8 protein-coding genes are annotated in these 13,423 nt (G+C 74.8%); 7 read left to right on the top strand and 1 reads right to left on the bottom strand.

The features are described from left to right. Positions 1-49 precede the first annotated feature (49 nt). A complete protein-coding gene (locus KBZ10_RS08245; protein ID WP_210986923.1) occupies positions 50-1,291 on the bottom strand; it encodes a CdaR family transcriptional regulator in 1,242 nt (413 codons plus the stop codon). Positions 1,292-1,467: 176 nt separating this feature from the next. Here KBZ10_RS08245 and KBZ10_RS08240 point away from each other — a divergent pair, with 176 nt between their 5' ends. From KBZ10_RS08240 to cimA, 7 genes are all read left to right on the top strand, one after another. After that, entirely contained in the window at positions 1,468-2,394 is a 927-nt protein-coding gene (locus KBZ10_RS08240) for a proline dehydrogenase family protein (RefSeq protein WP_210986845.1), read from the top strand. A gap of 90 nt (positions 2,395-2,484) precedes the next feature. After that, complete coding sequence (gene pruA / locus KBZ10_RS08235) at positions 2,485-4,116, top strand: L-glutamate gamma-semialdehyde dehydrogenase (protein WP_210986844.1); 1,632 nt, start codon at positions 2,485-2,487, stop codon at positions 4,114-4,116. Positions 4,117-4,628: 512 nt separating this feature from the next. After that, positions 4,629-8,276: a phosphodiester glycosidase family protein gene (locus KBZ10_RS08230; protein ID WP_210986843.1), complete on the top strand. Its 3,648-nt coding sequence runs from the start codon at positions 4,629-4,631 to the stop codon at positions 8,274-8,276. 294 nt (positions 8,277-8,570) lie between these two features. Beyond that, entirely contained in the window at positions 8,571-8,711 is a 141-nt protein-coding gene (locus KBZ10_RS08225; protein ID WP_210986842.1) for a hypothetical protein, read from the top strand. Between the two features lie 95 nt (positions 8,712-8,806). Then, positions 8,807-9,850 carry a 3-isopropylmalate dehydrogenase gene (locus tag KBZ10_RS08220; protein ID WP_210986841.1) on the top strand — a complete coding sequence of 348 codons (1,044 nt, stop codon included), beginning with the start codon at positions 8,807-8,809 and terminating at the stop codon, positions 9,848-9,850. Positions 9,851-10,195: 345 nt separating this feature from the next. Beyond that, positions 10,196-11,296, top strand: coding sequence for a branched-chain amino acid aminotransferase (locus tag KBZ10_RS08215; protein ID WP_210986840.1), 1,101 nt, complete (start codon positions 10,196-10,198; stop codon positions 11,294-11,296). A gap of 407 nt (positions 11,297-11,703) precedes the next feature. Further along, a complete protein-coding gene (gene cimA / locus KBZ10_RS08210; RefSeq protein WP_210986839.1) occupies positions 11,704-13,323 on the top strand; it encodes a citramalate synthase in 1,620 nt (539 codons plus the stop codon). Positions 13,324-13,423 lie beyond the last annotated feature (100 nt).

Here is a 13,423-nt window from a genome sequence, read left to right as displayed (position 1 = left end):
GGCGCCGGCGGCACCGCCCCGTTCCGGCCCGGCCCGTCCGGCGGAACCGTCACAGCCGGGCGCGCTTGAGGGCCATGTGCAGCAGCAGCCGGTCCTCGCCCTCGGCGAGATCCAACCCGGTCAGCGCGGCCACCCGCGACAGCCGGTAGTAGAGCGTCTGCCGGTGGATCGCCAGGGCCGCCGCCGCGCGGCCCGCCTGCCCGGCGCAGTCGAGGAACACCTCGGCGGTCCGGGCGAGTTCGGCGTGTTCGGGACGGAGCAGCCGGGCGACGGCCGGATCGGCCCGGGCGGCCGGGGGCAGCTCCGTCAGGGTCCGGTACGGGCCGATGGCCTCCCAGCGCGCGACCGGGCCCAGCCGGGGCTCAGCGCGGGCCGCGCGGGCCGCGGCCAGCGCCTCCCGCCAGGCGCCGGCCAGGTCCTCCAGTCCGTACCGCGGCGCGCCCGTGCCCGCCGCGGCGCCGGCCGCACGGGGGGAGCGGAGCAGCCGTTCCGCCGCGGCGAGCGCCGGTTCGGGGGAGTCCGCCGGGCGCGGCCGGACGAGCACGGCCAGGCCCTGGTCCGGTACGGCGCAGACGGCCAGCGCGCCCGGCAGCGCGGACAGGGCCGGGACCGGGCCCCCGTCCTCCCCGTCCCGTACGTCCCGCGCCCAGGGCGTGACCGCGGCCAGCGCCAGCGGACCGTCCGCCGCACCGCTCAGCCGGGCGCGGAGCTCCGTGCGTGCCGCCTCCCGGGCGACGGCGGGGCCGGTGAGGAGGTCCTGCAGCAGCTCGCCGAGTTCGGCTCCGGCCCGCGCCTCGGCGGCGAGCAGTTCCCCGATCCGGGCGGCGGTCTCCATGGCCCGCTCGATCCGGGGGTCGGGCGGGCCGCCGCGGGCGCCGGTTTCCAGATCCGCCAGATGGCCGTCGTCCAGCAGCCACACGTAGCCGTACCCGACACCCCGGTGGCGTACCGGGAGGCAGATCCGGCCGATGAGCACCCCGGCCGAGGGGTCCGGGGGGATGCGCAGCGGGCGCGTCGCCCGGCCGATGCCGAACGCCTCGAACCAGGCCCGCACCGCGGGGGTGGAGCGGCGGTGCAGGATCGAGCGGGTGCGGACCGGGTCCAGCGCCGGGCCGCCGGTGCGGGCGCCCGCACCGGCGCCGCCCTCCTCGCCCCCCTCGCCGTTCCCGCCGCTCTCCCCGTCGTCGTGGACGCCGAAGGCGATCAGGCGGAAGTCGCGGTCCTCCAGCGTCGCGGGCGCCGCGAGCGCCGCCGAGATCTCGTCCACCAGCCGTTGGTAGTCGCCGCGCATGCCGCCGTCCTTCCCGGTTCCGGCCTCCATTCTCATACATTTGTATGAGATCGCGACCACGGGGATGTGACAGCTGTCGATGGCGGGCGGACGGCCGGTTCCTTACGGTGCACGGAGGTTCTCCCCGCCCGCCGGAAGCCCCCGCCGGCGGCCGTCCCGCCCCTTGGAGGTGCCCCGTGCTGGGACCCGTGCTCCTCGCCGCCGCGCGCAGTACCCGCGTCCGGCGTCTCGTCTCCTCCACACCGGTCACCCGCCCCGTCGTGGACCGCTACGTCGCGGGGGAGCGGCTGGACGACGCGGTGAGCGCCGTCCGCTCCCTCACCGGGCGCGGCCTGGAGGTGACCCTCGACCACCTCGGCGAGGACATCACCGACCCGGCCGAGGCCCGGCGCAACCGGGACGCGTATCTGGTGCTCTGCGAGGCCCTGGCCGGGCTGGGCCTCGGGGAGCGGGCCGAGATGTCCGTGAAGCTCTCCGCCTTCGGCCAGGCGCTGCCCGGCGGCCACGACCTGGCCCTGGCGAACGTCACCCCCGTGGTCGAGGCGGCGGCGGAGGCCGGGACGACCGTCACCCTGGACATGGAGGACCACACCACCACGGACTCCACCCTGGCGGTCCTCCGCGACCTGCGCGTCCGCTTCCCGCAGACCGGCGCCGTGCTGCAGTCGTACCTCTTCCGCACCGAGGACGACTGCCGTGCCCTGGCCGGCGAGGGCTCCCGGGTACGGCTGGTGAAGGGTGCCTACAAGGAACCCGCGAGCGTGGCGCACCAGCGGCGGCGCGAGGTGGACCGGGCGTTCGTCCGCTGTCTGGGCATCCTCATGACCGGGCAGGGATACCCCATGATCGGCTCCCACGACCCGCGCATGGTCGCCATCGGCCAGGAGCTGGCCCGCCGGGCCGGCCGCAAGCCCGGCGAGTACGAGTTCCAGATGCTGTACGGCATCCGGGAGGCGGAGCAGGCGCGGCTGGCGGCCGAGGGGCACCGGATGCGCGTCTACGTCCCCTACGGCACCGACTGGTACGGCTACTTCATGCGCCGGCTGGCGGAACGCCCGGCGAACGTGGCCTTCTTCCTGCGTTCCCTGGCCGGCCGCGGCTGACGTCCGCCTCCGGCCCCGGCCGGCGCGCCCGCACACCCCGCACACCCCGCACTTCCCGCACATCCCGCAACGAAGGAGACAACGGCCATCATGGACGCTGTGACCCAGGTCCCCGCGCCGGTCAACGAGCCGGTGCACACCTACGCACCCGGCAGCCCCGAGCGCGCGCGGCTGGAGGCGAAACTCAAGGAGCTGGCGGACAACCCGGCCGACCTGCCGATGACCATCGGCGGCGTCCGGCGGATGGGCGGCGGCGAGCGCTTCGACGTCGTCCAGCCGCACGACCACGCGGCGCGGCTCGGCACCGCCGCCCACGCCACCGTCCAGGACGCGCGCGACGCGGTGGACGCCGCCCTGGCCGCCGCCCCCGCCTGGCGCTCCCTCCCCTTCGACGACCGGGCCGCGGTCTTCCTCCGGGCCGCCGAGCTGCTGGCCGGCCCCTGGCGCGAGACCATCGCCGCGTCGACGATGCTGGGCCAGTCGAAGACCGTCCAGCAGGCGGAGATCGACGCCCCCTGCGAGCTGATCGACTTCTGGCGCTTCAATGTGCACTACGCCCGCCAGATCCTGGCCGAGCAGCCCGTGACCAACTCCCCCGGGGTGTGGAACCGGACCGACCACCGGCCGCTGGAGGGCTTCGTCTACGCGATCACGCCCTTCAACTTCACCGCCATCGCGGGCAACCTCCCCACCGCCCCCGCCCTCATGGGCAACGTGGTGGTGTGGAAGCCGTCCCCGACGCAGACCCACGCAGCCGTGCTGCTGATGCGGCTGCTGGAGGAGGCCGGCCTGCCGCCGGGCGTCATCAATCTCGTCACCGGCGACGGCCTGGCCGTCTCCGAGGTGGCCCTGGCCCACCCCGACCTGGCGGGCATCCACTTCACCGGCTCCACCAGGACCTTCCAGTACCTGTGGAAGACGGTCGGCGAGAACATCGGGAGGTACAAGACCTATCCGCGGCTGGTCGGGGAGACCGGCGGCAAGGACTTCATCGTCGCCCACCCGTCCGCCGACCCGGCGGTGCTGAGGACCGCGATGATCCGCGGCGCCTTCGAGTACCAGGGGCAGAAGTGCTCGGCCGCCTCCCGCGCCTACGTGCCGCGGTCGCTGTGGGAGGGCGGGCTGCGCGAGGAGTTCACGGCCGAGGTGGAGGCCCTGCCCATGGGGCACCCCGCGGACCTGTCGAATTTCCTCTCCGCCGTCATCGACGCGCGCGCCTTCGCCAAGAACAAGGCGGCCATCGAGCGGGCGAAGGCGGACCCGGCCATAGAGGTCGTGGCCGGCGGCACGTACGACGACAGCACGGGGTACTTCGTCCGCCCGACCGTCCTGGTCTCCACCGATCCCTCGAACGAGATCTTCCGCGAGGAGTACTTCGGCCCCATCCTCGGGGTCTTCGTCTACGAGGACGGGGAGTACGAGGCGATGCTGGAGCAGATGGAGTCGGCCGCCCCGTACGGCCTGACCGGTGCCGTGATCGCGCAGGACCGCGCGGCGGCGGCCGCCGCCTGCGAGACCCTGCGGTTCGCGGCGGGCAACTTCTACATCAACGACAAGCCGACCGGTGCCGTCGTCGGCCAGCAGCCCTTCGGCGGCGGGCGGGCCTCCGGCACCAACGACAAGGCCGGGTCCAAGCAGAACCTGACGCGCTGGACCTCGACCCGCTCCATCAAGGAGACCCTGGTGCCGCCGGTCGACCACCGGTACCCGCACATGGGCTGAGCGCCCGGCAGCGGCCGTGGGGCCCCGCACATCCCCTGCCCGGGTGTGCGGGGCCCCGGCGCGGACGGCGCGGCCACTGCCCGGGTCTCCTCCGGCGGCCACATCACGGAGCCTGACCGCGAGCCGGGCCCGCGGCCGCGCCCCGGACGCCGCTCCCCCCGGACCCGCGGCCGTGCCCCGGACCGTGGCCGGGTGGCGGGATCACCGGCGGGCCGGGTCCGGCGTTCCCGAGGAGGGCCGCGGCTCAGCCGGAGTCCGGCTTCGCGCGGCCCGGACTCCCGCGCGCTGGAACGGGGTTGTCCCGCCGCCCGGCTCACCCGGCGGCCCTCGGCCGTCCGGTCACGGTCCGCGGCGGATCCGTCAACCCGCTGTTCGCCGATCCGCCCGATCCGGCGTCTGGCGGACCGGCCGCCTCCGGCGGCAGCCTGGAGAGCGGCACCACCCCGCGTGACCGAACGACCGCACTTCCGTGGCACCACAACCGGGAACGACCGTCCAGGGCAGGGGGATCCATGCCGTTCGCCGCATTCCGCACCGGGGGACACCGCCGCAGACGCCGGCCGGGGGAGCGGCGGGGTGCCGCCGCGGTCCTCGTCACCACCGCCGCGCTGCTCCTCGGCGGCGTACCGCCCGCCACCGCCACGGCTTCCGCTTCCGCCACCACCACGGCTTCCGCTTCCGACACCACCACGGCTTCCGCTTCCGACACCGATCCCCGGCCCGTGTCCCCGGCAGGCGTCCTCCGGCCGGTCGCGCCGCCGCCCGCCCGCGGCCCGTCCGGTGGCGCGGCGGCCACCGCCGGCGCCCGTGAGGCGGCCGGCGCGGAGGCGGTGGAGGCGGTGGAGACCGCCCGCAGCACCCGGCCCGTCGCACCCGGGGTCGAACTGACCTCGTTCGACCGGCTGACGCCCGGGAAATGGCTGCGCGCCGACGCGCTCACCGTCGACCTCACCGGAGGGGCCCGCGTGGACTACCTCTCCCCGGGGGAGGTCTCGCGGCGCGCCACGGTCTCCGAGCAGGTCGCCGCGCACGACCCGGGCCCGGGCCGCCGTACCGTCGCCGCGATCAACGCGGACTTCTTCGACATCGACGCGACGGGGGCGCCGCTGGGCCCCGGCATCCGGGAGGGCCGGCTCACCCACTCCGGCACCGCGGACCACCACGTGGTGGCCGGGTTCGGCCCGGGAGCCGCAGGCCGCATCCTCGGCCTGTACTTCGACGGCACGGTCACCCTCCCCGGCGGCTCCCGCGCCCTCGGGGCGTACAACGCCGCCCGGGTGCCGGAGGACGGCATCGGCCTCTACACGCCGCAGTGGGGCGGGGCCGACCGGGCGCTCACCGTGCCCGGCGCGGAGCGGGTCACCGAGGTGGTCCTGGTGGACGGCCGGGTCCGCTCGGCCGGTGACGGGCCCGGCAGCGGTCCCGTCCCGGACGGCACCACCGTCCTGCTGGGCCGGGACGCCGGCGCGGACGCCCTGGCCGCACTGCGGCCCGGCGATCCCGTCGACGTGGCGTACGCGCCCCGGACGGACGGCGGCCCGGTCCCCCGCACGGCCGTCGGCAGCCGGGGCCTGCTGGTGGTCGACGGCGAGCCGCAGAACTGGGAGGGCAGGCCCAACAACGCCACCGCCCCCCGCACCGCCGTCGGCTTCTCCCGTGACGGCAGCACCCTCCACGTTCTCACCCTGGACGGCCGGCAGGCCGACAGCGGCGGTGTCACCCTCACCGAACTCGCCCTGATGATGAAGGAGCTGGGCGCCCACAACGCGCTCAACCTCGACGGCGGCGGCTCCTCCACCCTGCTCGCGCGCCAACCCGGGGCCGCCCGGCCGCGGGTGGAGAACAGCCCCTCGGACGGCGCGGAACGCCCGGTGCCGAACGGTCTCGCCGTCACCGCGCCGGCCGGCAGCGGGCGGACCACCGGATTCCGGGTGGAGACGGCCACCACCCCGGAGTCCGCGCCCACCACCGGCCCGGTCCTCGGCGGCCGGCCGGACCGCGTCTTCCCCGGCCTCACCCGCGCCCTGCGCGCCACCGGCCACGACGAGACCTACGGACCCGCGGCCGGCCGGCCGCACTGGCACGTCCGCTCCGGCGGAGCGGGCCGGGTCGACGGGCACGGGGTGTTCACGGCCCGCCGTCCCGGCCGCGCCGAGGTGTCGGCCCGGCTCGGCGGCGCGCGCGGCTCGGTGGGGCTGGAGGTGATCGGCCCCCTCCGGCGGATCGTCCCCACCACCCCCCGGGTCGGTCTGGCGGACTCCGCGGCGACCGGCACCTTCGGCCTCACCGGCCTGGACGCGCACGGCAGCGAGGCCCCCGTCGAACCGGCCGACGTCCGTCTGGAGTACGACCGTTCACGGTTCTCCGTCACCCCCGACGGGCGCGGCTCCTTCACCGTGGCCGCCCGCGCGGGGGGCGGTTCCGGCCGGATCGAGGCGACGGTGCGGGGCCGCACGGCCGTCATCGGGGTCACCGTCGGCCTGGAGGAACGGCGGATCGCGGGCTTCGACGACGCCGGCGACTGGACGTTCTCCCAGGCCCGCGCCGCCGGATCGGTCGCCCCCGACCCCGGCGGGCGCGAGGGCACCGGACTGCGGCTGAGCTACGACTTCACGCGCTCCACCGCCACCCGTGCCGCCTACGCCAACCCGCCGGCGCGCATCCCCGTCACCGGGCAGCCGCAGTCCTTCCGGCTGTGGATCAAGGGGGACGGCAAGGGGGCCTGGCCCTCGCTCCATCTGGTCGACGCGCAGGACACGAGCCTGGTGCTCCGCGGACCGTTCATCACCTGGAGCGGCTGGCGCGAGGTGGAGTTCGCGGTGCCGCCGGGCACCGTCCACCCGCTGCGGGTGCGCCGCTTCTACGTGGCCGAGACCGACCCGCTGAAGCAGTACACCGGGGAGATCGTCATCGACGGCCTGACCGCCCGGGTACCGCCGGACATCGAGCTCCCCGCGGCGGAGCCGGTGCCGGATCGGCTCATCGCGGGCGCGGCGGAGACCGGCCGCCGCGACTGGCGGTTCGCGGTGCTCTCCGACGCCCAGTTCACCGCCCGGGAACCGGACGGCCCGCTGGTCCGGCAGACCCGGCGCACCCTCCGCGAGATCAGGGCGTCCCGCCCCGGACTGCTGTTGGTCAACGGGGATTTGGTGGACGAGGGCTCGCCCCCGGATCTGGCCCTCGCCCGCCGGGTCCTGGAGGAGGAGCTCGGCGGCGCGGTGCCCTGGGTCTATGTGCCGGGCAACCACGAGGTCATGGGCGGCTCCATCGACCTCTTCGAGGAGGAGTTCGGGCCCGGGCACCGGGTGTTCGACCACCGGGGCACCCGGTTCATCACCCTCGACACCTCCCGGCTGACCGTCCGCGGCGGCGGCCTCGCGCAGGTGCGGGCCCTCCGCGCCGAGCTGGAACGGGCGGCCGCCGACCCGGGCACCGGCTCCGTGATCGTCGTCCAGCACGTACCGCCGCGCGACCCCACCCCGCAGCGCGCCTCGGAGCTGGCCGACCGCAAGGAGGCCGCCCTGCTGGAGCACTGGCTGGCGGACTTCCGCCGCACCAGCGGCAAGGGGGCCGCCGTCATCGGAGCCCACGCCGGTGTCTTCCACGCCTCCCGGGTCGACGGGGTTCCGTATCTCGTGAACGGCAACTCCGGGAAGGCGCCCGCCGCTCCGCCCGGCCGGGGCGGGTTCAGCGGCTGGTCCACCGTGGGCGTCGACCGGGTCACGCAGGCGGAGCAGGCCCGGGCGCGGCAGCGGCCGTGGGAGGGCGGACCGGACTGGATCTCCGTCCGCACCCGTCCCCACGTCGACGGCCTGCGCCTGGACGGCCCGGCCGCGCTGCCCGCCGGGGAGACGGCCCGGATCACCGCCGCGGTGACGCAGGGGGAGGGGAGCGCGGCGCGGGAGGTCCCGGTGGGCTTCCCGGTGAGCGCGGACTGGACCGGCTCCCCGAATCTGCGCATCGGATCCCCGGACGGGGCCCGGCCGCGGCACGCCGCCGCGTACGACCCGGTGACCGGGACGTTCACGGCGCTGCGCCCGGCCACCGTGGTGCTGGCGGTGAGCGTGAACGGCGTCACCGAGCGCAGAGAGCTGAGGATCGCCGCCCGGGCCCCGGCCGCGGGCACGGGGAGCGGCGCGGCGGCCGCCGGCGCGGGCTGAACCGGCCGGGGCCCGGCCGGGGAAGGCGGCCGAGGGCTTTCCGCCCGTCGCGGTGCGGAGTTCGCCGTCTCAGATAGTAGGAAGTCCGAGTAATTGTGGAGACAGCGCGGCCCGGCTGTCCTAGCGTTGTAGGAAGCCGAGCTTGTCGCTGATCGAGCGACCGGCGGACGCGGGCCGTGCCTCGCAGGCGATCCCTGCCGCACGCCGTTGCCCCCCGCCCCTCTCCGGTGATCCCCGCGCTCCCCGCACCCCTTCGTGCCTTCCGTTCCCCTCCCGCATTGGAGATGTGCCCCCATGAACGCGACCGCGACCCGAGCCCGCCGCCGCACCGCTTCCCGTACCGCCGACAGCACCGCCCGGCAGGAGGCCGCCGCGGCCCTCCAGCGCGCCCTCGACCGCCGGGACAACGGTGGCGCCACCGGCCACGACCACTGACGGACACGGTCCGCACCCCGTGTCCGCCCGCCACACGATGACCGCATCGTGGACTCCCCATGTCATGGGCTGGGACGCGGAGTAGGGTGCCGGGCATGTCTCGCAGCATCGATCTCGCAGTGATCCCCGGTGACGGCATCGGCGGGGAGGTCGTGGCACAGGGCCTGAAGGTCCTGACCGCGGTGCTCCCCCAGGATGTGAAGCTGGAGTCCCGTCAGTACGACCTGGGCGCCCGGCGCTGGCACGCCACCGGCGAGACGCTGCCGGACGGCGAACTGGAGGCGCTCAGGAGCCACGACGCCATCCTGCTCGGCGCCATCGGCGACCCGTCCGTGCCCTCCGGCGTACTGGAGCGGGGGCTGCTGCTGAAGCTGCGCTTCGCCTTCGACCACCACATCAACCTCCGCCCCTCGAAGCTCTTCCCGAACACGGCCACGCCCCTGGCCGGCCGCCCGGACATCGACTTCGTCGTCGTCCGCGAGGGCACCGAGGGCCCCTACACCGGCAACGGCGGCAGCCTGCGCACCGGCACGCCGGCCGAGGTGGCGACCGAGGTCAGCCTGAACACCGCGTACGGGGTGGAGCGGGTGGTCCGCGACGCCTTCGAGCGGGCCGCCGCCCGGCCGCGGAAGAAGCTCACCCTCGTCCACAAGAACAACGTGCTGGTCCACGCCGGCCATCTGTGGAAGCGGGTCTTCGACGCCGTCGGGGCGGAGTACCCGCAGGTCACCACCGACTACCTGCATGTCGACGCGGCGACGATCTTCTTCGTCACCCAGCCCGAGCGGTTCGACGTGATCGTCACCGACAACCTGTTCGGCGACATCCTCACCGACCTCGCGGCGGCCGTCACCGGCGGCATCGGCCTGGCGGCCTCCGGCAACATCAACCCGACCGGCGCGTTCCCGTCGATGTTCGAGCCGGTCCACGGCTCGGCCCCCGACATCGCCGGGCAGGGCAAGGCCGACCCCACGGCCACCGTCCTCTCCGTCGCCCTGCTCCTGCAGCACCTCGGCTACGGCGCGGAGGCGGCCCGGATCGAGACGGCCGTGGCCGAGGACCTCGCGGCCCGTGGCCCCGGGCGGTCCCGCACCACCGACGAGATCGGCGACGCCCTGGCCGGCCGGGTCGCCGGCTGACCCCTTCCGCCCGGGAGGTCCCGACTCCGCCGTCCGCGGCGCCCGTTCCCGCGCCGGAAGGGGGGCCGCGGGCGCGCCGGGGAGCTTCCGCGGCACGCCCCGGCGGCGCCCGCCGGCCGGCCGGGTGTGGTCCCGCGGCGGCGGGGCCGCTGACAAGCGCGGTGCAGGGGTGCGACCATCGATCCCGGTCCGCGGTGCCCGCCGGTCCCGGACGACCGGTTTCCTCTCCCCGGCCCCCTTGGCGATAATCGGGTGAAGCGGCCGCTTCGCGAGAAACTCGGACGTCCTGCAAACGCCGGTGGCGAGTGCGCGGTCCGCCACGACTCACGGTGAAGGACAGCAGACATGACGACGCCCACGATCGAGCTCAAGCCCTCCGCGCACCCGCTGCCCACCGCGGAACGGGAGGCGATCCTGGCCGCCCCCGGCTTCGGCCGCCACTTCACCGACAACATGGTGACGATCAAGTGGACGGAGGGCCGCGGCTGGCACGACGCCGAACTCGTCCCGTACGCGCCGCTGTCCCTCGACCCGGCCAATATGACGCTGCACTACGCGCAGACCATCTTCGAGGGGCTGAAGGCGTACCGGCAGCCCGACGGCTCCGTCGCCACCTTCCGCCCCGAGGCCAACGCCGAGCGCTTCCGCGCTTCCGCCCGCCGCCTCGCCATGCCGGAGCTCCCCACCGAGCTCTTCCTCGCCGCCGTCGACGCCCTCATCACCCAGGACCGGGCGTGGGTCCCCGGCACGGGCGAGCAGTCCCTCTACATCCGGCCGTTCATGTTCGCCACCGAGGTCGGCCTCGGGGTCCGCCCGGCGAACGAGTACCTCTTCCTGGTCATCGCCTCGCCCGCCGGCGCCTACTTCCCCGGCGGCGTGAAGCCCGTCTCCGTCTGGCTCTCCGAGGAGTACGTCCGGGCCGCCCCCGGCGGCACCGGTGCCGCCAAGGCCGGCGGCAACTACGCCGCCTCCCTCGTCGCCCAGGCCCAGGCCGCCGAGCAGGGCTGCGACCAGGTCGTCTGGCTGGACGCCATCGAGCGCCGCTGGATCGAGGAGATGGGCGGCATGAACCTCTACTTCGTCCACGGCGGCCGGGACGGCAAGCGGCGCATCACCACCCCCGAGCTCTCCGGCTCCCTGCTCCCCGGCATCACCCGGGCGTCCCTCCTGAGCATCGCCGCCGACCTCGGATACGAGGTCGCCGAGGAGCGCATCTCCGTGGAGGACTGGCGGAGCGGCAACGCCGACGGCTCCCTCACCGAGGTGTTCGCCTGCGGCACCGCCGCCGTCATCACCCCGGTCGGTTCGGTGAAGTCGGCCCGCGGCAACTGGACCGTCGGGGACGGCGAACCCGGTGAGGTGACCCTCCAGCTCCGCAAGGCGCTCCTCGACATCCAGACCGGCGCCGCCCCCGACCCCCACCACTGGATGCACCGCATCTGCTGACCGGCACCGGCCCCCGCGAGGGGATACCGCAGGCCCTCCGCCGGTGGCACGGATGCCGTGCCACCGGCGGTTTCCGGACAACTGACCGCATCCTGAGACAGGAAGAAGCGCCGGGGCGCGGATGTGCCAGACTGCCCCCGTGCTCTCGTTCGCCACGATTATTGGCAGCAGGCGCGCCGGTCCCCAGTGACCGCTGAACCGCAGCAGAACCGCGGCAGCGGACACCGTGTCCCAGGACCCGCGCGCAGACCTCTCGCACCCGCGAGAGGTTTTTTCGTTTTCCGGCCCACCCCATGCCGGTACACGGAGCGCGGGGATCAGCGGAGGACGGTGGAACCGGTTCCCCCCAGCCCCCGGGCAGGGGGGTCCCAGGTAGACCGAGATCCCGACAGGAGTTCGGAAGAGTCATGACGGACGCAAGCGGCCCCGCTCAGGGGGACGACAGTTTCCACGTCTTCGACACCACGCTGCGCGACGGAGCGCAGCGCGAGGGCATCAATCTCACCGTCGCCGACAAGCTGAAGATCGCGCGGCATCTGGACGACTTCGGTGTGGGGTACATCGAGGGCGGCTGGCCCGGCGCCAACCCGCGGGACACGGAGTTCTTCCAGCGCGCCCGCGCCGAGATCGACTTCCGGCACGCGCGGCTCGTCGCGTTCGGCGCCACCCGCAAGGCGGGGGTGCGGGCGGAGGACGACCCGCAGGTCCGGGCGCTGCTGGAATCCGGCGCTCCGGTGGTCACGCTGGTGGCCAAGTCCCACGACCGCCACGTCGAGCTGGCCCTGCGCACCAGCCTCGACGAGAACCTGGCGATGATCCGGGACACCGTGGCCCATCTGCGGGCCGAGGGCCGCAGGGTCTTCCTCGACTGCGAGCACTTCTTCGACGGCTACCGCGCCAACCCGGGCTACGCCAAGCAGGTCGTCCGCACGGCCCACGAGGCCGGCGCCGATGTGGTCGTCCTCTGCGACACCAATGGCGGGATGCTGCCCGCCCAGATCCAGGCCGTCGTGGCGACCGTCCTCGCCGACACCGGCGCGCGGCTGGGCATCCACGCCCAGGACGACACCGGCTGCGCGGTGGCCAACACACTGGCTGCCGTGGACGCGGGCGCCACGCATGTCCAGTGCACCGCCAACGGCTACGGCGAGCGGGTCGGCAACGCCAACCTCTTCCCGGTCGTCGCGGCCCTGGAGCTCAAGTACGGCCGCCGGGTGCTGCCCCCGGGGGCGCTGGCCGAGATGACCCGCATCTCGCACGCGATCGCGGAGGTCGTCAACCTCACCCCCTCCACCCATCAGCCGTACGTGGGGGTCTCCGCCTTCGCGCACAAGGCCGGGCTGCACGCCTCGGCGATCAAGGTGGATCCGGACCTCTACCAGCACGTCGACCCCGAACTGGTCGGCAACACCATGCGGATGCTGGTCTCCGACATGGCCGGCCGCGCCTCCATCGAGCTCAAGGGCAAGGAGCTCGGCGTCGACCTCGGCGGCGACCGGGACCTGATCGCCCGGGTCGTGGACCGCGTCAAGGGGCGCGAACTCGCGGGCTACACCTACGAGGCGGCCGACGCCTCCTTCGAGCTGCTGCTCCGGGCCGAGGTCGACGGCAGGGCCCGCCGCCACTTCCGCACCGAGTCCTGGCGGGCCATCGTCGAGGACCGGCCGGACGGCACCCACGCCAACGAGGCCACTGTGAAGCTGTGGGCCAAGGGGGAGCGGATCGTCGCCACCGCCGAGGGCAACGGCCCGGTCAACGCCCTGGACCGGGCGCTCCGGGTGGGACTGGAGCGGATCTTTCCGCAACTGGCCGGGATGGAGCTCGTCGACTACAAGGTGCGGATCCTGGAGGGAAGGCACGGCACCGGGTCCACCACCCGGGTCCTGGTCACCACCCAGGACAGCGAGGGCGAGTGGTCCACCGTGGGCGTCGCCGACAACGTCATCGCGGCCTCCTGGCAGGCCCTGGAGGACGCGTACACCTACGGTCTGCTGCGGGCCGGTGTGGCGCCCGCGGAGGAGCTGTAGCGCTGCGGCGGAACACCCGCGCCCCGGCCGGGGGAGTCCGGCCGGGGCGGGTGCGGGGACTGCGTGGGGCCGGTCCCGGCCGCTCGGGCGCCGCCGGTCC

Origin of the sequence: Streptomyces sp. F63, assembly GCF_018070345.1 — a bacterium.
GTDB lineage: Bacteria > Actinomycetota > Actinomycetes > Streptomycetales > Streptomycetaceae > Streptomyces.
This window is presented reverse-complemented; position numbering and strand designations above follow the sequence as displayed.